This window comes from Cellulosimicrobium sp. PMB13, assembly GCF_051294865.1.
In the GTDB taxonomy this organism is placed as follows: domain Bacteria; phylum Actinomycetota; class Actinomycetes; order Actinomycetales; family Cellulomonadaceae; genus Cellulosimicrobium.
Genome location: NZ_CP145910.1, coordinates 1,449,787 through 1,469,693 on the forward strand (window position 1 = coordinate 1,449,787; position 19,907 = coordinate 1,469,693).

At 74.0% G+C, this 19,907-nt stretch carries 25 protein-coding genes; 14 read left to right on the top strand and 11 right to left on the bottom strand.

What is annotated here, in order from left to right; all coding sequences use genetic code 11:
* Positions 1 to 11 precede the first annotated feature (11 nt).
* From V5D56_RS06725 to fbaA, 3 genes are all read left to right on the top strand, one after another.
* Positions 12 to 860, top strand: coding sequence for an SDR family oxidoreductase (locus tag V5D56_RS06725; RefSeq protein WP_435738276.1), 849 nt, complete (start codon positions 12 to 14; stop codon positions 858 to 860).
* Complete coding sequence (locus tag V5D56_RS06730; protein ID WP_435738968.1) at positions 857 to 1,558, top strand: TrmH family RNA methyltransferase; 702 nt, start codon at positions 857 to 859, stop codon at positions 1,556 to 1,558. The genes V5D56_RS06725 and V5D56_RS06730 overlap by 4 nt, the downstream gene beginning before the upstream one ends.
* 70 nt (positions 1,559 to 1,628) lie before the next feature.
* Entirely contained in the window at positions 1,629 to 2,651 is a 1,023-nt protein-coding gene (fbaA, locus tag V5D56_RS06735) for a class II fructose-bisphosphate aldolase (RefSeq protein ID WP_435738277.1), read from the top strand.
* A gap of 108 nt (positions 2,652 to 2,759) precedes the next feature.
* On the opposite strand, the gene V5D56_RS06740 is transcribed toward fbaA, so the two are convergent.
* Positions 2,760 to 3,188 (bottom strand): STAS domain-containing protein, encoded by a 429-nt coding sequence (locus V5D56_RS06740; RefSeq protein ID WP_435738278.1) that lies wholly within the window; start codon positions 3,186 to 3,188, stop codon positions 2,760 to 2,762.
* Between the two features lie 178 nt (positions 3,189 to 3,366).
* Between V5D56_RS06740 and V5D56_RS06745 the strand changes: the two genes are divergently transcribed.
* Positions 3,367 to 5,601, top strand: coding sequence for a SpoIIE family protein phosphatase (locus tag V5D56_RS06745; RefSeq protein WP_435738279.1), 2,235 nt, complete (start codon positions 3,367 to 3,369; stop codon positions 5,599 to 5,601).
* 9 nt (positions 5,602 to 5,610) lie between these two features.
* On the opposite strand, the gene V5D56_RS06750 is transcribed toward V5D56_RS06745, so the two are convergent.
* The gene (locus V5D56_RS06750) at positions 5,611 to 5,973 is read right to left on the bottom strand and encodes an STAS domain-containing protein (protein WP_251152610.1); all 363 of its coding nucleotides are present in this window, start codon (positions 5,971 to 5,973) and stop codon (positions 5,611 to 5,613) included.
* Positions 5,974 to 6,056: 83 nt separating this feature from the next.
* Complete coding sequence (locus tag V5D56_RS06755; protein ID WP_435738280.1) at positions 6,057 to 6,491, bottom strand: DUF3151 domain-containing protein; 435 nt, start codon at positions 6,489 to 6,491, stop codon at positions 6,057 to 6,059.
* 319 nt (positions 6,492 to 6,810) lie between these two features.
* Between V5D56_RS06755 and V5D56_RS06760 the strand changes: the two genes are divergently transcribed.
* The 3 genes from V5D56_RS06760 to V5D56_RS06770 all read left to right on the top strand — a co-directional run bounded on the left by V5D56_RS06760 (position 6,811) and on the right by V5D56_RS06770 (position 10,488).
* Positions 6,811 to 8,097, top strand: coding sequence for an adenylosuccinate synthase (locus V5D56_RS06760; RefSeq protein WP_435738281.1), 1,287 nt, complete (start codon positions 6,811 to 6,813; stop codon positions 8,095 to 8,097).
* Between the two features lie 85 nt (positions 8,098 to 8,182).
* A complete protein-coding gene (gene purD / locus V5D56_RS06765) occupies positions 8,183 to 9,502 on the top strand; it encodes a phosphoribosylamine--glycine ligase (RefSeq protein WP_435738282.1) in 1,320 nt (439 codons plus the stop codon).
* 65 nt (positions 9,503 to 9,567) lie between these two features.
* A complete protein-coding gene (locus V5D56_RS06770) occupies positions 9,568 to 10,488 on the top strand; it encodes a phosphoribosylaminoimidazolesuccinocarboxamide synthase (protein ID WP_435738969.1) in 921 nt (306 codons plus the stop codon).
* 11 nt (positions 10,489 to 10,499) lie between these two features.
* Here V5D56_RS06770 and V5D56_RS06775 read toward each other — a convergent pair whose 3' ends face one another.
* On the bottom strand, positions 10,500 to 10,832 hold the full coding sequence (locus V5D56_RS06775; RefSeq protein WP_435738283.1) for an HNH endonuclease signature motif containing protein: 333 nt from the start codon (positions 10,830 to 10,832) through the stop codon (positions 10,500 to 10,502).
* Between the two features lie 204 nt (positions 10,833 to 11,036).
* Between V5D56_RS06775 and V5D56_RS06780 the strand changes: the two genes are divergently transcribed.
* The 6 genes from V5D56_RS06780 (at position 11,037) to V5D56_RS06805 (ending at position 14,758) form a co-directional block, all read left to right on the top strand.
* On the top strand, positions 11,037 to 11,447 hold the full coding sequence (locus V5D56_RS06780; RefSeq protein WP_435738284.1) for a PadR family transcriptional regulator: 411 nt from the start codon (positions 11,037 to 11,039) through the stop codon (positions 11,445 to 11,447).
* Positions 11,407 to 12,018, top strand: a complete 612-nt coding sequence (locus V5D56_RS06785) for a hypothetical protein (RefSeq protein WP_435738285.1) — start codon at positions 11,407 to 11,409, stop codon at positions 12,016 to 12,018. Before V5D56_RS06780 ends, V5D56_RS06785 begins: the two co-directional genes overlap by 41 nt.
* A gap of 207 nt (positions 12,019 to 12,225) precedes the next feature.
* On the top strand, positions 12,226 to 12,525 hold the full coding sequence (gene purS, locus V5D56_RS06790) for a phosphoribosylformylglycinamidine synthase subunit PurS (RefSeq protein ID WP_435738286.1): 300 nt from the start codon (positions 12,226 to 12,228) through the stop codon (positions 12,523 to 12,525).
* The gene (purQ, locus tag V5D56_RS06795; RefSeq protein ID WP_435738287.1) at positions 12,525 to 13,247 is read left to right on the top strand and encodes a phosphoribosylformylglycinamidine synthase subunit PurQ; all 723 of its coding nucleotides are present in this window, start codon (positions 12,525 to 12,527) and stop codon (positions 13,245 to 13,247) included. The genes purS and purQ overlap by 1 nt, the downstream gene beginning before the upstream one ends.
* Complete coding sequence (locus V5D56_RS06800; protein ID WP_435738288.1) at positions 13,244 to 14,401, top strand: GNAT family N-acetyltransferase; 1,158 nt, start codon at positions 13,244 to 13,246, stop codon at positions 14,399 to 14,401. The genes purQ and V5D56_RS06800 overlap by 4 nt, the downstream gene beginning before the upstream one ends.
* A 63-nt stretch (positions 14,402 to 14,464) precedes the next feature.
* Complete coding sequence (locus tag V5D56_RS06805; RefSeq protein WP_435738289.1) at positions 14,465 to 14,758, top strand: hypothetical protein; 294 nt, start codon at positions 14,465 to 14,467, stop codon at positions 14,756 to 14,758.
* Between the two features lie 12 nt (positions 14,759 to 14,770).
* On the opposite strand, the gene V5D56_RS06810 is transcribed toward V5D56_RS06805, so the two are convergent.
* The 6 genes from V5D56_RS06810 to V5D56_RS06835 form a co-directional block, all read right to left on the bottom strand.
* Entirely contained in the window at positions 14,771 to 15,652 is an 882-nt protein-coding gene (locus tag V5D56_RS06810) for an LLM class flavin-dependent oxidoreductase (RefSeq protein ID WP_435738290.1), read from the bottom strand.
* A 29-nt stretch (positions 15,653 to 15,681) separates the two neighbouring features.
* Positions 15,682 to 16,557, bottom strand: a complete 876-nt coding sequence (locus V5D56_RS06815) for an MBL fold metallo-hydrolase (RefSeq protein WP_435738291.1) — start codon at positions 16,555 to 16,557, stop codon at positions 15,682 to 15,684.
* 1 nt (position 16,558) lies between these two features.
* Complete coding sequence (locus tag V5D56_RS06820) at positions 16,559 to 16,945, bottom strand: type II toxin-antitoxin system VapC family toxin (RefSeq protein ID WP_435738292.1); 387 nt, start codon at positions 16,943 to 16,945, stop codon at positions 16,559 to 16,561.
* Positions 16,942 to 17,184: a type II toxin-antitoxin system Phd/YefM family antitoxin gene (locus V5D56_RS06825; RefSeq protein ID WP_435738293.1), complete on the bottom strand. Its 243-nt coding sequence runs from the start codon at positions 17,182 to 17,184 to the stop codon at positions 16,942 to 16,944. Before V5D56_RS06825 ends, V5D56_RS06820 begins: the two co-directional genes overlap by 4 nt.
* Positions 17,185 to 17,282: 98 nt before the next feature.
* Entirely contained in the window at positions 17,283 to 17,771 is a 489-nt protein-coding gene (locus tag V5D56_RS06830) for a hypothetical protein (protein WP_435738294.1), read from the bottom strand.
* Between the two features lie 30 nt (positions 17,772 to 17,801).
* Positions 17,802 to 18,872 carry an LLM class flavin-dependent oxidoreductase gene (locus V5D56_RS06835; RefSeq protein WP_435738295.1) on the bottom strand — a complete coding sequence of 357 codons (1,071 nt, stop codon included), beginning with the start codon at positions 18,870 to 18,872 and terminating at the stop codon, positions 17,802 to 17,804.
* Between the two features lie 177 nt (positions 18,873 to 19,049).
* Here V5D56_RS06835 and V5D56_RS06840 point away from each other — a divergent pair, with 177 nt between their 5' ends.
* On the top strand, positions 19,050 to 19,406 hold the full coding sequence (locus tag V5D56_RS06840; RefSeq protein WP_435738296.1) for a hypothetical protein: 357 nt from the start codon (positions 19,050 to 19,052) through the stop codon (positions 19,404 to 19,406).
* Between the two features lie 48 nt (positions 19,407 to 19,454).
* Here the strand turns inward: V5D56_RS06840 and V5D56_RS06845 are convergent, their stop codons facing one another.
* On the bottom strand, positions 19,455 to 19,862 hold the full coding sequence (locus tag V5D56_RS06845) for a RidA family protein (protein WP_435738297.1): 408 nt from the start codon (positions 19,860 to 19,862) through the stop codon (positions 19,455 to 19,457).
* Between the last annotated feature and the right edge of the window lie 45 nt (positions 19,863 to 19,907).

Genomic DNA, 19,907 nt, shown 5'->3' on the forward strand with positions numbered 1-19,907 from the left:
AGAATGGCGCCATGACGAGCAGGCTGAGCATCGCGGTGGTGGGCGGGACGGGCGCGGCGGGCCGCGCCGTCGTGCAGGAGGCCGTGTCCCGCGGCCACGTGGCGCGCGTGCTGTCCCGGCACGCGCCCGACGACGCCGCGCGCGTGCCGGGGACGACGCACCACCGGGTGGACCTCCTCGGGGACGACGGCGCGGGCGTCGCCGGCGACGCTCTCGACACCGCCCTGGCCGGGGTCGACGTCGTGGTCGACACGACCAACGGGCAGAGCCCGACCGCGATGAAGGTGCTCACCGTCGGGGCCTCGCGGCTCGCGACGGCCGCCCGGCGTGCCGGCGTCGGTCGCGTCGTCGTGCTGTCCATCGCGAACGCCGACCAGGCGGACTACGGCTACTACCGCGCCAAGGTCGAGCAGGAGCGGCTGCTCGCGGGCGCGGGCGCCGCGACGACGGTCGTGCGCGCGACGCAGTTCCACGAGTTCCTCGAGCTGTTCCTCGGCCACGGCGGGCGCCTCGGACGCTGGGCGCGGCTCGGGGTGCTGCCCGTCCCGCGGGGCGCGCGGTTCCAGCCGATCGCGCTGGTCGACGTCGCCCGGGCGCTCGTGGACGCGGCCGAGGGCCACGCGCCCGCCGGCGGCGTGCCGGGCCCCGGACCGGACGCGACGACCGTGACGATCGGCGGTCCGGAGATCCTCGACGCTCGCGACATGGCGCGCGCCTGGCGTGCTGCGCACGGTTCCCGCCGCCCGGTGGTCGGGGTACCGCTGCCCGGACCGCTCGGCGACTTCTTCCGCGGCGGAGGCAACCTCGTGCCGGACCGTCGTTGGGGAACCGTCACCTATCGCGAGTGGCTGACGTCGTGACCGCACGGCGCGGGGAGGCTCCGGGACCGCTGCCGTCCGAGGTGCCGGACGGGCAGCGCGAGGTGGGCGTCGGGCCGTGGCCGGGCGGCCCGGGCACGTGGCCGACCGACCCGCGGTACGACCCCGAGCTGCTCGAGCACGGCGACCGGCGCAACGTCGTGGACCGCTACCGGTACTGGACGGTGGAGGCGGTCGTCGCGGACCTGGACGCGCGGCGGTCCTCGGACCGGCTCTTCCACGTCGCGATCGAGAACTGGGCACACGACCTCAACATCGGCTCGGTCGTGCGCACGGCGAACGCGTTCAACGCGGCGGGCGTGCACGTCGTCGGGCGACGGCGCTGGAACCGGCGCGGCGCGATGGTGACCGACCGCTACCTGCACGTGCACCACCACGCCTCTGTCGCGGAGCTCGCCGCGTGGGCGCGCGCCGAGGGGCTCCCCGTCCTCGGGATCGACAACGTCCCGGGCTCGGTGCCGATCGAGGGCCTCGCGCTGCCGCGCGCGTGCGTCCTGCTGCTCGGCCAGGAGTCCTCGGGGCTCACGCCCGAGGCCGTGGCGGCGTGCGAGGCCGTCCTGCACATCACGCAGCTCGGCTCGACGCGCTCGCTCAACGCGGGCGCGGCCGCCGCGATCGCGATGCACGCGTGGGTCGTGCAGCACGCGGACGTCGGGGGACCACGGGTCGAACGGCCCTGACGACCCCGCGGCCATCCGTGCCAGACTTTGACCGACAACACCACCCCGCACGACTCCCCAGGAGCTCCGCATGCCCATCGCAACCCCCGAGGTCTACGCCGACATGATCGACCGGGCGAAGGCAGGCAAGTTCGCCTACCCGGCCGTCAACATCACGTCGTCGCAGACCATCACCGCCGCGCTCCAGGGCTTCGCCGAGGCGGAGTCCGACGGCATCATCCAGGTCTCGGTGGGTGGCGCCGAGTACGCGTCGGGCTCGACGGTCAAGGACCGCATCTCCGGCTCGCTCGCGCTCGCCGCGTACGCGGCCGAGGTCGCGAAGAGCTACCCCGTGCAGATCGCCATCCACACGGACCACTGCGTCAAGAAGAACCTCGACTCCTGGGTCCGCCCGCTCCTGCAGATCGAGGCCGAGCAGGTGAGGAACGGCGGCCTGCCGACGTTCCAGTCGCACATGTTCGACGGCTCGGACATCCCGCTGGACGAGAACCTCGTCATCGCCGCGGAGCTCCTCGAGCTCTCGCAGGCGGCCCGCACGATCCTCGAGATCGAGGTCGGCGTCGTCGGCGGCGAGGAGGACGGCCACGAGGCCGAGATCAACGAGAAGCTCTACACGACGGCCGAGGACGGCCTCGCGACGGTCCGCGCGCTCGGTGCCGGCGAGAAGGGCCGCTACCTGACGGCCCTCACGTTCGGCAACGTGCACGGCGTCTACAAGCCGGGTGCCGTCAAGCTGCGCCCGTCGATCCTCGCCGAGATCCAGAAGACGGTCGGCGCGGAGATCGGCAAGGAGAACCCGTTCGACCTCGTCTTCCACGGCGGCTCGGGCTCCACGGCCGAGGAGATCTCCGAGGCCGTCGACCACGGCGTCATCAAGATGAACATCGACACGGACACGCAGTACGCCTTCACGCGTCCCGTGGTCGGCCACATGTTCGGCAACTACGACGGCGTCCTCAAGGTCGACGGCGAGGTGGGCAACAAGAAGGCCTACGACCCGCGCGCCTGGGGCAAGCTGGCCGAGGCCGGCATGGCCGCCCGCATCGTCGAGGCGTCCCAGCAGCTGCGCTCCGCGGGCAACAAGCTCCGCTGACACGCCCGGCGGTCCCGCCGCACCTCGCCGCCCCCTGTCGGGCGCGGACGACGAGAAGGCCCCCGGTCCACGGACCGGGGGCCTTCTCGCACGTCTGTGTGCTGCCGGTCAGGAGCCGGGCGCGCCCGGCTCGACGGCGGGGGGCTCCTCCAGGTCGAAGCCCGGGTCCGTGTCGACGATGTCGAGCAGCTCGCCGATGCGCGTCACCTCCAGGAGGAAACGGACCGTCGGCGGTGCGCGCAGCACGCGCACACGGTGCGGACCGCGCGACGCCAGCCGTGCGAGGAACGCGACGCCGGACGAGTCCATGAAGGTCACGTGGTGCGCGTCGATCTCGACGGGCAGCCTCGAGTCCTCGGCGGCCGCGGTCGCCTCCTGGAGGTCCGCGCCGAGGTCGGCGTCGATCTCTCCCGACAGGACGATGCGGGCACGCGTGGTGCCCACGATGACGTGCACGCTCGCCGGGTCGCCCGACCGCGCAGGGTCACCGGCGACGCCGACCGGCCGGTCGGCGGACGAGGAGGTACCTTCGCGCACGGCGCTCCTTTCAGCGGCTCCAGGACCGTTCCGGTCTCGGGAAGCACCAATCTACGGTTGAATGTCCAGTCGGGACAGTAACGCGACCGGAGCGTGTGCAGCCAGATGCGACCGCCAGGCGTCCACGGGACGATGGCCGGCGACGGCCCACGCGCAGTGCAGACCGTCGGAGGTGAGGATGGGCGGACCGCTGGGACTCGGCACCGACCTGCCCGCGCACGTCCTCGAGCTGTGCACCCGCGCGATGGACAGCGCGGGCGTCGCGATGTTCGTCACGGGGCCGCGGTCTGAAGGCATGCCCCTCGTCTGGGTGAACCGGGCGTTCGAGCGGGACACGGGGTTCACGGCGCAGGACGTCGTCGGGCGCAGCCCGCGCGCGCTCGAGGCGCTGCTCGCCGAGCCGGTCGAGGTGGACGAGCTCCGGGCCGCGATCGTCGCCGGACGTGAGATCACCCACACCGTCCGTGCGCGACGGCGCGACGGCCAGCCGGTGTGGGCGCAGCTCTCGCTCTCCCCGATCCTCGGCGCCGACGGCGAGGTCACGCACTGGGTCGGCGTCCAGGTCGACGTGTCGGACCACCTCGAGCGGTACGCCGCCCAGGTCGCGTCGCTCGCGCTCGAGCGGCGCGAGCGGGCGGTGCTCGACGTCGTCGCGCGCAGCTCCGACCTGCTGGCCGACCTCGACCAGCCGTACGCCCTGCGCGACATCACGAGCCTCCTCGCCGGCTACGTCGTGGACTGGGCCGGCTTCTACCTCAACGACGACGGGCTGCGCTTCGCGGACGGCGTCGACACCTCGGCCCCGCCCAGCGGACGCGGGCAGCGCCACGGCCGCTACACGCCGTGGACGGGGTCGCCGGGGCGCCCCGGTGCCCCCGAGACCGACGCGCTCGGCGACTCGGCCGTGACCGACGAGTCGTCCCCCCGGCCGCGGCTCGTCGACGTCCCCGACCGGGTCCAGGACGTGCTCGACGGCCGGATCGAGGGCCCGGTCGAGCTCGACCTGACCGCCGAGTTCCCCCAGTGGTCCGCCTCGGGCTGGCTCCGGCGAGACCTCGAGCACCGGCTGTCGCGCCTCGGGAGCCGACCACGCGCCGCCGTGACGGTGACCGCCGTCCCGGGCCGCCGGCGCATCCTCGGGCTCCTGGTGTCGTGCGGGGACGAGGACGGGGGACCGCGCGCCGCCGACGCGGAGGCCCGCGAGAGCGTCCGGACGCTGCTGCAGGTCATCGCGCGGCGGGCGGGGACCGCGATCGACAACGTGCGGCTCTACGCGCGCGAGCACCGCCTCGCGGAGACGCTGCAGCGCGCCATGCTGCCGGAGCAGGCGGACGTCACGGGCCTCGACGTGTGGACGTACTACGCGCCCAACTCCGAGCACGCGCAGGTCGGTGGGGACTGGTACGACGTCCTGCAGATCACGCCGGACGTGGTGGGCCTCGTCATCGGCGACGTCGTGGGGCACGACGTCGAGGCCGCCGCCGCGATGGGCCAGCTGCGGTCCGTCGTACGGTCCTACGCCTACGAGCTCACCACGCCGGGCCCGGTCCTCGACCGGGTCGACCAGCTCGTCCAGGGCATGCGCATCCCGCGCTCGGCGAGCCTCGTGTACGCGGCGCTCACGCGTCCGGACGCGACCGACCCCGAGGACGCGTGGCGCATCGAGTACTCGCGCGCCGGCCACCTGCCGCCGCTGCTCCTGCGCGACGGCACCGTCACCCAGCTCGACGACGCCGGCGGCGCGCTCGTCGGGTTCGGCGGGCGGAGCCGGTCCACCGGGCACGTGTCGCTGCGCCCGGGGGACACGCTCGTCTTCTACACCGACGGGCTCATCGAACGGCGGGACCGCGCGCTGCGCGTGGGGCTCGACGCGCTCGTCGCCGCGTCCGCCGCCGTCACGGCCGTGGACGCCGCCGGGGTCGGCGAGGAGCTCCTGTCACGGCTCGCCGACGCGCCGGAGGACGACGTCGCGCTCGTCGTCGTGCGCATCCCCGACCCGGTGGGCGACGCGACGGCCGTCGTGCTCAGCCCGCGCAGCCGCCGCTGGCTCCTGCCGAGCGAGCCGGCGTCGATCGGGCGGGCGCGCCACGCCGTCGTGCGCACGTGCCAGGCGTGGGGTGTCAAGGACAGCGCGAACGCCGAGCTCGTCGTGTCCGAGCTCGTGGCCAACGGCGTGCTCCACGGCTGGGGCCACCTCGCGCTGCGGCTGTTCGACACGGGGGACGGGATCCGCGTCGAGGTCGAGGACTCCAACCCCGCGCCGCCCGTCCCGACGGACGGGCACGCCAACCGCATGGGCGGGTTCGGGATGCAGATCGTCGAGCGGCTCGCGGACTGGGGCTGGCGGCCGACGGCGTCCGGCAAGCTCGTCTGGGCGACGCTGCGGCCGCAGTCGGCCTCGCGCCAGGCCTGACCGGCGTCGTCAGGCCTGGGGCTCGACCTTGGCGAACCCCGACGGGGGCGTCGCGGGCTCGCAGCGGTGGTCCGCGTCGATGCGGAACAGCTCGAGCGCGCCGCAGACCTCCAGGACGAACAGGTCCCGGTCGTCGCAGCCCCGCAGGACCGTCGCGCCACCGCGCTTGCGGCCGGAGTCGGCGAGCGAGATGAGGAACGCCGCGCCCGTCGAGTCCATGAACGTCACGCGGCACATGTCGATGACGAGCAGCTGTCGGCGGAGCCCGACGACCCGCGCCGCGATCTCCGGGAACTGGTCGCGCTCGGCGAGATCAAGGTCCCCGGTGATGACGAGCGTCGTCGTCGCGGGGGAGGTGGCGATCTCGATCATGCTGTCGACTGTAGACGTGGCCCGGGGCACCTGCACCCCGCGGCCCGGCGTCCGCGGCGCCACCCGCGGCCGACGGCGCCGGGTCAGCGCAGCGCGCGGACCTCGTCGGCGGACGTGCCCGACGCGCGCAGGAACTGCTCGCAGCGCTCGGCCTCGTCGACCTCGCCGATGTAGGCGGCGCACTCGGCGAGCGCGAGCAGCGCGCGCAGGAAGCCCTGGTTGGGCACGTGGTCGGCGGGGATCGGGCCCTGGCCGCGCCAGCCAGCGCGGCGCAGCGCGTCGAGGCCGCGGTGGTACCCCGTGCGGGCGAACGCGTACGCCGTCACGGCGCCCTTGGAGCCGTTCTCGTGGAGGTAGTCCTCGGCGAGGAACGCCCACGCGAGCGACGACGCGGGCTCGCGCGCCGCGATCTCGTAGGGGTCGCCCCCGGCGTCGAGGGACTCGCGCACGGCGGCGAAGTCGTCGGGGAGACGGACCGGCGCGGGTCCGTCGAGGAGGTTCTGGTGGGAGTCGCTCATGGGCTCATTGTGCCCAACCCGGGGTTGCGCGGCTCCCGAGCCTGCCGAACCCGGGGTTGTGCGGCCATCGCGGCTCTCAGCGATGCATAACCCGGGGTTCGGCGGACCGTGAGACCGCGGGCGGCGCGCCGTGGACGCCCTGCGACCCCGAAGGTCAACGACCGGTAAACTCGTCGCGGTCCCCGGGTGACTGCCGCCCGGGGGACGCCTCGGGCCCCGCGGGAGCCGCGCCGTCGGGCACGACCGGCACCTGTCGCGCGATCGACGCGCGCACGACATGACCCGGCCCGAGGAACAGGCAGTCGAAAGTGGGGAATCCATGCCAGGCGTGGTGCTCGTCGGTGCCCAGTGGGGCGACGAAGGCAAGGGCAAGGCGACCGACCTCCTCGGGTCGCGCGTCGACTACGTGGTGAAGTTCAACGGCGGCAACAACGCCGGCCACACCGTCGTCATCGGCGACGAGAAGTACGCGCTGCACCTGCTGCCCTCGGGGATCCTCTCGCCGGGCGTGACGCCCGTCATCGCGAACGGCGTCGTCGTGGACATCGAGGTCCTGTTCCAGGAGCTCGACGACCTCGTCGCGCGCGGCGTCGACGTCTCGAAGCTGCTGGTCTCGGGCTCGGCGCAGATCATCGCGGGCTACCACCGCACGATCGACAAGGTGAGCGAGCGCTTCCTCGGCAAGCGGCGCATCGGCACGACGGGCCGAGGCATCGGCCCGGCGTACGCGGACAAGATCAACCGCGTCGGCATCCGGATGTGGGACCTGTTCGACGAGAAGATCCTCGCGGAGAAGATCGAGGGCTCTCTCGACCAGAAGAACCACCTGCTGGTCAAGGTCTACAACCGCCGCGCGATCACGGTCGACGAGACGCTCGCGGAGCTCCTCCAGTACGCCGAGCGCATCAAGCCGATGGTCGCCGACACGTCGCTCGTGCTGAACCAGGCGCTCGACGCCGGCAAGAACGTCCTCTTCGAGGGCGGCCAGGCCACGATGCTCGACGTCGACCACGGCACCTACCCGTTCGTCACGTCGTCGAACGCGACGGCGGGCGGCGCGCTCACGGGATCGGGCGTCGGGCCGACGCGCATCAGCTCCGTCATCGGCGTCATCAAGGCGTACACGACCCGCGTCGGCGAGGGCCCGTTCCCCACCGAGCTCTTCGACGCGAACGGCGAGTACCTGCTCAAGCAGGGCGGCGAGTACGGCGTGACGACCGGGCGCGCCCGGCGCTGCGGCTGGTACGACTCGGTCATCGCCCGCTACGCGACGCGCGTCAACGGCATCACCGACATGGTGCTCACCAAGCTCGACATCCTCACGGGGTTCGAGAAGGTCCCGGTCTGCGTCGCGTACGACGTCGACGGCGTGCGCCACGACGAGATGCCGCTCGACCAGACGGCGTTCCACCACGCGACGCCGATCTACGAGGAGCTCGACGGCTGGTGGGAGGACATCTCCGGCGCCCGCACGTTCGAGGACCTGCCGGTCAACGCGCAGCGCTACGTGCTCGCGCTCGAGGAGATGTCCGGGACGCGGATCTCGGCGATCGGCGTGGGCCCGAGCCGCGACGCGATCATCCCGCGGCACGACCTCATCCACTGACGGCCGACCTGTCAGCGCCCCTCCGGTCTTCCGCCCGGTGGGACGCTGACAGGTCGCGCAGGGGACCTCGGTAGACTCGGCGCCCGTGAAGATCCTCGTCGTCGGGACCGGTGCCCGCGAGCACGCCATCGTCCACGCCCTCGCGCGCGAGGCCGGCCGCCTCGGCACCGCACCGCACGAGATCCACGCGGCGCCGGGCAACCCGGGGATCGCCGACCTCGCGACGCTGCACCCGGTCGACCAGCTCGACGGCGCCGCGGTCGCCGCGCTCGCGATGCGCCTCGGGGTCGACCTCGTCGTGGTCGGCCCGGAGGCGCCGCTCGTCGCGGGCGTCGGGGACGCGGTGCGCGCCGCCGGCATTCCGGTGTTCGGCCCGTCGGCGGAGGCCGCGCGACTCGAGGGCTCCAAGGCGTTCGCCAAGGAGGTCATGGCCGCCGCGTCCGTCCCGACGGCGCTCGCCCACGTGTGCACGGACGTCGACGAGGTCGCCGCCGCGGTCGACGCGTTCGGCCCCCCGTACGTCATCAAGGACGACGGTCTCGCCGCGGGCAAGGGCGTCGTCGTCACGGAGGACCGGCAGGCGGCGCTGGAGCACGCGGCCGCGTGCTTCGCGTCGCCGCGCACCGCGGCGGACGGGACGCGTGAGGACCCGCGCGTCGTCGTCGAGGAGTACCTCGACGGTCCGGAGGTCTCTCTGTTCTGCCTGTCCGACGGCGCGACCGTCGTCCCGCTGCAGCCGGCCCAGGACTTCAAGCGCGCGTTCGACGCCGACGCCGGTCCGAACACGGGCGGCATGGGTGCCTACACCCCGCTGCCCTGGGCGCCGGAAGGCCTCGTGGACGAGGTCGTCACGCGGGTCGCGCAGCCCACCATCGACGAGATGGCACGGCGCGGGACGCCCTTCGTCGGCGTCCTCTACGTCGGCCTCGCACTGACGAGCCGCGGGACGCGCGTCGTCGAGTTCAACGCACGCTTCGGCGACCCGGAGACGCAGTCGGTGCTCGCGCGGCTCCTCAGCCCGCTGTCAGCGGTCATGCTCGCCGCGGCGCAGGGCCGGCTCGCCGAGCAGCCGCGGCTGTCGTGGTCCGACGACGCGTCGGTCACGGTGGTCGTCGCCGCGCACGGCTACCCCGGTGCGGTCCGGGGCGGCGACCCGGTCACGGGCATCGACGCGGCCGAGGACGTCGAGGGTGTGCACGTGCTGCACGCCGGGACCTCTCGTGACGACGACGGCGGCCTGGTCGCCTCGGGTGGCCGCGTCCTGTCGGTGGTCGCCCAGGGGGCGGACCTCGCCGAGGCGAGACGCCGCGCGTATGCCGCGGTCGACCGGATCGTGCTCCCCGGCTCCCACCACCGCACCGACATCGCAGCCACGGCCGCGGCCGGCGAGGGGGTCCGGCCGTGAACGACGCACGCGACACCACCCCCGCGCTCTCGCTCGGCGAGGCCGACGCGTTCGACACCGCCCCGCTGGAGCTGCCGGGCTGGCGGCACGTGTACTCCGGCAAGGTGCGGGACCTCTACGAGCCGGACCTGCCCGCCGTCGGCGGAGTGCACCCCCTGGGCGACGTGGTGCTCGTCGTGGCGAGCGACCGCGTCAGCGCGTTCGACCACGTGCTCTCCCCGGGCATCCCGGACAAGGGTGTCGTGCTCACGCAGCTCAGCCTGTGGTGGTTCGAGCAGCTCGCCGACCTGGTGCCGAACCACGTCGTCTCGACCGGGGTGTCGGCCGAGCCCGGTGACGGCCTCGTGCCGGACCTCGTCGCGGGCCGCGCGATGGTCTGCCGACGGCTCGACATGTTCCCGGTGGAGTGCGTCGCACGCGGGTACCTCACGGGCTCGGGCCTCATCGAGTACCGCGCCGGCGGGGCGGTGTGCGGTGTGCCGCTGCCGGACGGGCTGGTCGACGGATCGCGCCTGCCGGAGCCGATCTTCACGCCCGCGACGAAGGCCGCCGTGGGGGAGCACGACGAGAACGTGTCCTTCGAGGTGGTGGCCGAGCAGATCGGTCTGGAGGACGCCACGCGCCTGCGCGACCTCACGCTCGCGGTGTACGCGCGGGCCGACGAGATCGCGCGCGAGCGCGGCGTGATCCTCGCGGACACGAAGCTGGAGTTCGGCGTCGACCCGACCACGGGCGCGACCGTGCTCGGCGACGAGGTGCTCACGCCCGACTCGTCGCGGTTCTGGCCCGCGGACCAGTGGGAGCCCGGCCATGCGCAGCCCAGCTTCGACAAGCAGCACGTGCGCGACTGGCTGGCGTCGCCCGCGTCGGGCTGGGACCGGTCCGGCGACGCGCCGCCCCCGCCGCTGGCCGCAGACGTCGTGGCACGCACGCGGGACCGGTACCTCGAAGCCTACGAGCGGCTCACGGGCTCGTCGCTGGCCTGAGGCGTCGACGCTCACGCGGTCCGCGCTCCCGCGCGGAGGTAGGTGTGCCCGCTCGGCGCGGTCCACCGGACCGTGCCGTCGCGCAGGAGCGCGGGACGCCACCCGTCACGCGCCCGCACCACGTGGTGGTGCCGGCACAGCGCGACGAGGTTGTCCGCGGCATGCGCGGTGTCGTCGCCGGGCCGGGGCGCGACCACGTGGTCGAGGTCGCACCGGAACGCCGGCACGGCGCACCCGGGGAACGTGCACGTCACGTCCCGCGCGAGGACCGCGGCGACCGTGCGGACCGACGGGCGGCCTGTCGTCGCGGGCTCGGTGGTCGGGGGGAGTGGTGGTGCAGCCAAGACCGGTCTCCGTCCGCTGGGTGACGAGCGTGCGAGGGCGGGGAAGGGGCAGGACCCCGCCCCCGCACGCGTGGTCGAGCGTGCGTCTCGAACACGTGTTCGAGAGTAGCCGCATCCTCTGACAACGCCCCCCGAGGGGCAAGGGCGGCGCATTCCTGCGGTGCGGCCGTTGCGCGATAGGTCGTCGCGCGATATATATCGACCATGAAGACAGTCGGTGGCGGCGGGTTCCGCATGACGGAGCAGTCGTACCTCGTGCTCCTCGCGCTCGCCACGGAACGACGTCACGGGTACGCCGTCATCCAGGCCGTCCGGGAGCTCTCGGACGGGCGCACCCGGCTCGGCGCGGGGACGCTCTACGGGAACCTCGACCGGCTCGTCGCTGCCGGTCTCGTCGAGGCGGTGGGGGAGGAGGTCGTCGACGGGCGGCTGCGCCGCTACTACCGGGCGACCGACGACGGGCGACGCGCGGTCCGCGCGGAGACCGTGCGCCTCGCCGAGCTCACCGAGCACGCGCGACGTTCGCTCTCCCTGCTGCCGGGTGCGGACGGTATCGCCCTGCCGGAGGCCCGGCATGACGCCGGAAGACCGCCCCGGAGCGCAGGCGGACGGTGACGAGACCCGTCGTGACGAGGGCGCCGGAGGTCGGTACGAGCGCTCCGCGCGGTTCTGGCTCCGGGCCTACCCGCCCCGCTGGCGCGACGCGCACGGCGACGAGGCGCTCGCGGTCCTCCTGGACCTCGCCCCGGGGTCCGAGGACGCGTCCACGGCGACCGGGATCGGCGCCCGCGAGGCGTGGGGGCTGGTGCGAGCGGGGTGGGGCCTGCGCTGGCGCGAGCACCCGCCGCTCGGGCGGTGGCTGCTCTACCGCCTGTTCGACGCGCGGCTCCCCGCCCGCTACTGGTGGTGGGTGGCGGACGACATCCACGGGACGTTGTTCTCGTGGCGCACGAAGGCGTTCAACATGGTGGTCATGCTCGTGATCTGGTTCGGCGTGCCGGCGCTGCAGGGCTGGCTGTTCGGGCAGAGCCCCACGACGTTCTCGCCGTGGATCGTCCTCGTGGTCCTGGCCGCCTTCGCCCTCGGCGGCGCGGTCTGGCGCGAGAAGAACGTCGAGCGCGCCTGGCGCAAGCACGTGCTCGGCGGCAACATCCCCGTCGAGCCCGCGCGCGCCGTCGGGCCGTGACGCGGGCCCGCGGACCAGGCCGCGAGGCACCGTGCGCCGGGCTGTGGACGACGGCCGTGACGTGACCGGGGCGCGGGTAGACTGGCCGCGGAATCCCGCCGTCGGCTCCCGCTCGCTCACGCCGTGACGTGCCGCCACGTGCAGCACGCGCCCGTGACCGGGATCCCGGAGCCCCGGCCCTCCCGAACTCTTCGCCAAGGAGCACCCGTGGGACGCGTCGTCGTCGAGGTCATGCCCAAGCCCGAGATCCTGGACCCGCAGGGCAAGGCCGTCGTCGGGGCGCTGCCGCGCCTCGGCTTCACCCAGTTCACGTCGGTCCGTCAGGGCAAGCGGTTCGAGCTCGAGGTCGAGGGCGACGTGACGCCCGAGGTCCTCGCCGCCGCGCAGGAGGCCGCCGTGAAGGTGCTGTCCAACCCGGTCATCGAGGACGTCGTCCGCGTGGCCGACGCCGTGACCGACCTGTCTGACACTGCGGGCACGGCCGCGGCTTCTCAGGGCCTCGCCTGATGACCGCGCCCACGTCGCTCGCGACGGCCAGGATCGGCGTCGTCACGTTCCCCGGCACGCTCGACGACCGCGACGCCGCGCGCGCCGTCCGCCTCGCCGGTGGCGAGGCCGTCTCGTTGTGGCACGCCGACGCCGACCTGCACGACGTCGACGCGGTCGTCCTCCCCGGCGGGTTCTCCTACGGGGACTACCTGCGCGCCGGTGCTATCAGCCGTTTCGCGCCGGTCATGGAGTCGCTCGTCGACGCCGCGCAGGGCGGGCTGCCCGTGCTCGGCATCTGCAACGGCTTCCAGGTCCTCACCGAGGCCCACCTGCTGCCGGGCTCGATGATCAAGAACGACCACCTGCACTTCCTCTGCCGCGAGCAGGTCCTCGTCGTCGAGAACGCCGAGACGGCCTGGACGCGCGACTACTCCGCGGGCCAGCGCATCACGATCCCGCTGAAGAACCAGGACGGGCAGTTCGTCGCCGACGACCGCACGCTCGACGAGCTCGAGGGAGAGGGCCGCGTGGTGTTCCGCTACGACGGCTGGAACCCGAACGGCTCGCGCCGCGACATCGCGGGCATCTCGAACGCGGCGGGCAACGTCGTCGGGCTCATGCCGCACCCGGAGCACGCCGTCGAGGCCGGCTTCGGCCCGGCCTCGGAGGCAGGCCCGCGTGCGGGCACGGACGGTCTGGGGTTCTTCACCTCGGTGCTGAGCACGCTCGTCCACGCGTGACGGTCACGGCTCACGGGGCCGACGGCGCACGGACGGCCTCGGCACCGGGCGTCCCCGTGTCCGTGGTCGCCGGGGACGACGCCGACGCGCTCGCCCTGTTCGCGCGCCAGCAGGCCGAGCTCGCGGAGCGGTACGGCGAGCCCGACAGCGGCGCGTTCGACGCCACGGAGCTCCTCGCGGCCCTCGTGGTGCGTGACGGGGCGGAGCCCGTGGCGTGCGTCGCGCTGCGCGACGTCTCCGGGACGCCCGACGGTCGCGGCGGCCACCACGCGGCGTCGACCGGCGAGGTGAAGCGACTCTTCGTCGCGCCCGAGCACCGCGGGCGCGGGCACGCCCGGACCGCCATGCGGGCGGTGCACGAGCACGCCTCGGCCACCGGCCTGCGACGCCTCGTCCTGGAGACGGGCACGCGGCAGCCGGAGTCGATCGACCTCTACCTCGATCTCGGCTATCTCCCGACCGAGTCCTACGGCCACTACGCGGGCGACCCGCTGTCGAGGTGCTTCGCGCTCGACCTCGACCGCGCGGCGAACGGTGACGGGGCCACGGCACGACGGCGTCCGACCGGCTCCGACGCGGGGTCGGTCGGACCGGGAGGCGTGGCCACGGTCTCCGACCGGAGAGCGGCCGGTCCGGGTGCGCGCGAGGAGATCGCGGTGCGGGCGGTGCCGTGGGAGGACCGCGACGCCTTCGCGCTGCGCCGCGAGATGCACGACACGTCGTCGGCGGTCCTCTACCCGGAGCTGTTCCCCGGCCTCGAGGCGGCAGGCGGCTTCGAGGCGGTCGACGGCCGTCTGGGCGCCGAGACGGTGGCGACGTTCGTCGCGTGGCGTGGCGGTGAACCGCTCGGGTGCGTGTCGCTGCGGGACGTCGCGGCGGGTGCGAGTGCTGCCCACGGCGCGGCGCTCGAGGTGAAGAAGCTCTTCGTCCGCGAGACCGCGCGCGGTGCCGGTGTCGCGCGGACGCTCATGGCCTCGGTCGAGGTCGAGGCGCGGCGCCGTGGCGCGACGACGCTCCTCCTGGAGACCGGCATCCGGCAGCCTGACGCGATCACGCTCTACCGGTCGCTGGGCTTCCGCGCCGTCCTGCCGTACCCGCCGTTCGACCGCGGCGACAACGGCATCGCGCTCTGCTTCGCCAAGCCGCTGCGCTGACCGCACCGTCCCGCATCCCGAGTTGTCCTGGTTCGTACCCGGCCGACCCGATAGGGTTGCCGCGTGATCTCCGCCCTCTCCGGTGCCTACTCCGTGCCCGCGCTCGTCGGGGAGCTGCTCGGCTGGGTCCTCGGGGCGGTCGCGCTCGTGCCGGGTCGCGTCGGTGGCCTCGCCACGGACGCCCGTGAGCTCGCGACGGACTGGGGGATCCCGGTGGCCGAGGTGACCGACCTCTACGCCTCGTTCCCCGCGCGGCTCGTCCTCGCCGTCGCCCTGGTGGCGCTCGTGTGCGCGACGGCCGCCGTCGTGCACGGGGTGCGCGAGCGTCGTCGGGCACGGGAGCACGCCGGGCGCTGAGCCCGGCGCTCCTCAGCCCGCGACGACGAGCGGCCGGACCTCCTCGCCGAGGAACCGGACGAACGCGTCGAGGTCCGGTTCGTCCGCGGTCGGTTGGACCGCGACGGCCGTCGCTCCGGCGTCCGCGAGAGCGAGCACCGCGTCGGCGATCACGCGCGCGTCGCCGCCCGCCCCGATGCCGATCCCTGGCTCCCGGCCCCACGTGGGCACCTCGCGGTCGACGCGCTCCTGCGCCTCCGGGCCCGTCGCCGCGATGAGGGTCGCGTGCACGTCGGGCTCCGGACGCCCCGCGTCGTGCGCCGCGGCCCGGACGGCGTCCACCGTCGCGCGAACCTCCGCCGGCGTGAACGCGTTGGCGAGGATCAGACCGTCGCCGAGCTCGCCCGCGAGCGCGACCGATCGTGGACCGACCCCGCCGAGCCACAGCGGGACCGCCTCGGTCGGCGGCCAGTCGAGTCGCACGCGGTCCAGCGTCACGTACCGGCCCGACGTCGTGACCTCGTCGCCCGCGAGCAGGGCGCGCAGCGCCACGGTGTGCTCGCGCAGGAGCGTCAGGGGTGACGAGACCCGTACCCCCGCCTGCCCCATCCACTCCTGGACGCCGTGCCCGACCCCCGCGACGAACCGCCCGGGGAACATGCGTCCGAGGTTCGCGATCTCCATCGCCGTGACGGCGGTGCTGCGCAGCGGTGCCGGCATGAGCCCGAGCCCCACCCGGACGCGGTCCGTCCACGCGAGCGCCGCGGCCGCAGACGCGAGGCCGCTCTGCTTGAAGCAGTCCTCCCACACCCACAGGTCGTCGAGGCCTGCGGCCTCCGCGCCGGTTGCGAGCGCGTGGAGCGTCTCCGGGGGATGGGTGGGGACGTAGGCGATGCCGAGCCGAGGTGTCGTCATGCGCCCATCGTGCCGCGAGCCTCGGACACTCAGACGTCGCGCTGCCGCGCTCGCGACCGACCGCGTCGCGGAGGGTGAGCGTGCCGGTCGGCCTCGGCGAGGAACGCGAGCTGCGCCACGACGCTCTGCCGGGCGGCACCGAGCACCGACGGGTCGACGTCGGCGTAGACGTGCGCGGTCACGCGCTCCGCAGCGGACTCGTCGCCCGGCGTGAGGCTGAGCGCCGCGAGCGCGGTCCGCACCTGCGCGAGCCGTTCGAGCCGGTGGGCCCGGTACGCGCGCACCCGCTCACCGAGGTCGTCGATCACCGGGCCGTGACCCGGGAGCCCGACGACGCGCCGGTCCCCGACGAGCGCGTCCAGGCGGTCCAGGCTCGCGAGGTAGCGGCCGAGCGACCCGTCCGGCTCGGCGATGACGGTCGTGCCCTGCCCGAGGATCGTGTCGCCCGTGAGGACCGTGGCACCCCCGGGTGCGTCGTGCCCGGTGGTGACCGGGCCGTCGTCGGGCAGGACCAGGCAGACGGAGTCCGCGGTGTGGCCCGGCGTGGCGAGCACGGCGACGCGCACACCGGCGACGTCGATGGTCTCGCCGTCCACGAGCGGCAGACCGCCGTGGCAGTGCGCCGGGTCGGCCGCGCGGACCGGCGCACCTGTGAGGGCGTGCAGACGGGCCGATCCCGCGGTGTGGTCGGCGTGGCGGTGCGTGACGAGCACGAGGGCGACCGGCCCGGCCGCGGCGAGCGCGTCGAGGTGAGTCGTGTCGTCGGGCCCGGGGTCCACGACGACGCACGCGTCGGCACCGGGCGCGCGCAAGATGTACGAGCGCGTGCCGTCGAGCGTCATGGGTCCGGGGTTGTCGGCGCGCACGGCGGAGGCGAGCCGGGTGACGGGTCGGGGTGCGGTCATCTCAGACGACCCGGATCGGGCCGGGGTAGCGGCCGAGACGGGCGTCGTGCGTCAGGAGCTGGACGCCTTCGCTGACCGCCTGTGCGACGAGCAACCGGTCGAACGGGTCGCGGTGGACCGGTGGGAGTGCGGCGACGGCGGCGGCGTGGGCCCCCGTCACGGCGAGCTCGACGAAGCCTGCTCCGAGGAGCGCGTGACGGAAAGGGCCGGGCTCGACGCTGAAGTCCGCCCGTCTCCGGGCGTGCTTGATGCTGATCTCCCAGATGCTGGCCGCGCTGAACCACGGCTCGACGTCAGGGTCGGCCAGAAGGTCGCGAGCCCCGCGTGGCAGGCGGTCTACCTCGTCGCCCGCCCACAACAGCAGATGCGTGTCCAGCAGGATCCTCACTCGGTCCCCTCGAACATCGCGACGATCTCGTCCTGCCCCCACGTGTCGAAGTCGTCAGGGACCGTGGTGCGGCCCCGGAAGAACCCGAGCCGCCGTTCCGCAGCTGTGGCGGGCGAAGCCGCCGTGAGGCGGGCCACCGGCTTCCCGGCGCGGGCGATGACGATCTCCTCGCCTGCCTCGACCTCGGCGAGCAGGCGCGACAGGTGGGTCTTCGCCTCGTGGACGTTGACGGTCTTCACGGTGCCTCCGCGCCGAGAGCGAGCCTGGACCAGACGGACTAAGCCAGGTTAGTCCGTTGCCGCCCGGTGGGGGAAGGCCGGAGCCGGACGACGCCCTATCAGGCGCGGTGCCGCAGGACACCAGGCCGGCCCTCGTCCTCCCACTGCGAGAACCGCGCGTCGATGACCGGGCCGACCAGGTCGTACGTCTCCCACGTGTCCGGCACGAGGTAGACGTCCTCGGGCTCGCCGTCCCCGGGGCTCACGGCGTCGACGTAGTCCTCGAGGAAGAGGCCACCGCCGTCCTCGTCGTCCTCGTCGCCCACGTAGTAGGCGAGGGCGAACGCTGCCGCGTCGGCGTCGAGGTCGTCCGTGACGAGCGTGCCGTCGCGCGACTCGTGGACGAACCGGCCGCCGGTGAGCTCGCGGGCACGCAGCGCGGCGAGGTCGCCGGCGGCGTCGTCCTCCAGGTCGGCCGAGACGTGCCCGGCGAGCACCGCCCACGCGAGGAACACCCCGATGTGGGTGGCTCCCGCCTCGGGACCGGCTTCCGGAGGGAACCCCTCGCCGTCGGAGTGCCAGGTCGCGTCGTCGAGCGTCGTCGTCATGGCCGCGACGCTACCCGAGGGGCGCCGACGTCACCCCAGGGCCCCGACGAGGAGCTCGAGCGTGCGGGCGCGGCCCGGCGTCGCGTCGAGCGGCTCGTCGGCGCGCGACGCCGCCACGGGGACGACCATGATCTCGTCGACGCCGTGGCGGTCGGCGAGCCGACGGAGCTCGGTCGCGGCATCCTCGGGCGTCCCGATGATCCAGCGCGACCGCATGGCCTCGATCGTCTGCTCGGCCAGGGCGTCGAGAGGCGTCGCCTGCGCGTCCTCGACGGTCTCCAGCGCCCCGAGCGCCTGACCGGACCGCAGGCGCGCCATCATCCGCAGCTGCGGGAGCGCTCGGGCGTGCGCCTCCTCGGCCGTCTCCGCCACGACGACGTTCGCCGTGAGGAACGTCTGCGGCTCCGGGTGCGCCTCGCTCGGGCGGTAGCCCTCGCGGTAGAGCGCGAGGATCTCGTCCATCCCCTGGCCCGAGAAGTGGTTCGCGAACACGTACGGCAGGCCGAGCTCGGCGGCGAGGCGGGCCGAGTAGTCGCTCGACCCGAGGAGCCAGACGGTGGGCGTGCTCTCGGCGGCGGGCGTCGCGTGGACGTCGTAGACCTGGCCGCTCGTGAGGCGCAGCTGCGCGCCCTGCGGGCTCATGAGCGCGAGGATGTCGGTCACGTGCTGCGGGAAGCGGTCGACGTCTGCCGTCGGGCCGGTGATGCGCAGGAGCTGGGTGACCACGGGGTCGGAGCCCGGTGCGCGCCCGAGCCCCAGGTCCACGCGCCCCGGGGCGATCGCCTCGAGCGCCGCGAACTGCTCCGCGACGACGAGCGGCGCGTGGTTCGGCAGCATGACACCGCCCGAGCCGACCCGGATCCGCTCCGTCACGGACGCGGCGGCCGCGATCATCACCGGGGGCGTCGACGCCGCGACCGCGGCCATGTTGTGGTGCTCGGCGAACCAGTAGCGCTCGAGCCCGAGCCGGTCCGCGAGACGGACGAGGTCGAGCGAGGCCTGGACCGCCTGGGCGCTCGTCTGGCCCGAGCGCACGGGGACGAGGTCGAGGACGGACAGACGGGGGCTGGGGGACGCCGCGGCGTCGGGCGAGGTGCTCATCACGAGGGACAACCCCGGCGCACCGGACCCGCATTCCCGCCGCCCCCGGGCTGCGCGCGCGCCGGATGGCGGTATCGGACCGGGAGCGGCATCATCGGCAGCACAAGGCGGTGCGGTGGTCGCGACGACGTGGCGACCGTACTGGGGGACGACGACCCTGGGGCGAGGGGAGCGGCCGTGGACGACGACATCAACTTCCACGCCGACGTGGTGCTGTACTACGACTTCGACGGCATGCCGATCGACGAGCGGACCTGGCACGAGCTGCGCGGCGACGACCGGTCGGTCGTCGGGCTGGACGTGGTCGCGGGCTGGTCGGTGTTCACGCGCTGGGTCGGTTATGACAGGTCCGAGGGCCGCATGCCGCTCATGTACTCGACACGGGTCGAGCCCGGAGGCCTGTTCAGCTCGTCGTTCACGCGCAGCGGCGCCGAGGTGCTGCACCAGCACGTGGTCGACGCGCTCGTCCAGGGCAACCCGGCGTCGCGCGCGCTGTTCGACGTCGAGCCGTGGGAGTACCCGGGCTTCGCCTGACGACGACCGGTCCCGTGGCCTGTCGAGCCCTGCTGGCGACCGGGTGCGTCAGTCCCGGACGGCCGCGACCGCCTCGATCTCGACGAGCTGGTCGTCGTAGCCGAGCACCGTGACGCCGAGCAGCGTGCTCGGCACGTCGTGGTCGCCGAACGCGTCGCGGACCACGTTCCACGCGGACACGAGATCTGCCTGCCGCGTCGACGCGACGAGGACGCGCGTGCTCACGACGTCCTCGAGGGTGGCCCCGGCCGCGGCGAGCGCGACGACCAGGTTCTCGACGCAGCGAGCGGCCTGGGCGGCGTGGTCGCCGGGGGCGACGGTGCGTCCGTCCGCGTCGAGCGGGCACGAGCCGGCGAGGAAGATCAGCCGCGCGTCCGCCGCGACGGTGGCGGCGTAGGCGTACTCGGCGACGTCGGACAGCTCGCGCGAGCGGACGAGGGTGACGGTCTTCGGCACGGGGCCTCCAGGTGGGTGTCGAGGGCGTCGAGGGTCAAGGACGGG

Coding starts and splice junctions, on each gene's coding strand:
- V5D56_RS06785 (WP_435738285.1), top strand. CDS start 11,407: ATGACGCCGGAAGACCGCCCCGGAGCGCAGGCGGACGGTGACGAGACC.
- V5D56_RS06750 (WP_251152610.1), bottom strand. CDS start 5,973: ATGATCGAGATCGCCACCTCCCCCGCGACGACGACGCTCGTCATCACC.
- V5D56_RS06760 (WP_435738281.1), top strand. CDS start 6,811: ATGCCAGGCGTGGTGCTCGTCGGTGCCCAGTGGGGCGACGAAGGCAAG.
- purQ (WP_435738287.1), top strand. CDS start 12,525: ATGACCGCGCCCACGTCGCTCGCGACGGCCAGGATCGGCGTCGTCACG.
- V5D56_RS06835 (WP_435738295.1), bottom strand. CDS start 18,872: ATGAGCACCTCGCCCGACGCCGCGGCGTCCCCCAGCCCCCGTCTGTCC.
- V5D56_RS06830 (WP_435738294.1), bottom strand. CDS start 17,771: ATGACGACGACGCTCGACGACGCGACCTGGCACTCCGACGGCGAGGGG.
- V5D56_RS06810 (WP_435738290.1), bottom strand. CDS start 15,652: ATGACGACACCTCGGCTCGGCATCGCCTACGTCCCCACCCATCCCCCG.
- V5D56_RS06780 (WP_435738284.1), top strand. CDS start 11,037: ATGAAGACAGTCGGTGGCGGCGGGTTCCGCATGACGGAGCAGTCGTAC.
- V5D56_RS06745 (WP_435738279.1), top strand. CDS start 3,367: ATGGGCGGACCGCTGGGACTCGGCACCGACCTGCCCGCGCACGTCCTC.
- V5D56_RS06725 (WP_435738276.1), top strand. CDS start 12: ATGACGAGCAGGCTGAGCATCGCGGTGGTGGGCGGGACGGGCGCGGCG.
- V5D56_RS06815 (WP_435738291.1), bottom strand. CDS start 16,557: ATGACCGCACCCCGACCCGTCACCCGGCTCGCCTCCGCCGTGCGCGCC.
- fbaA (WP_435738277.1), top strand. CDS start 1,629: ATGCCCATCGCAACCCCCGAGGTCTACGCCGACATGATCGACCGGGCG.
- V5D56_RS06755 (WP_435738280.1), bottom strand. CDS start 6,491: ATGAGCGACTCCCACCAGAACCTCCTCGACGGACCCGCGCCGGTCCGT.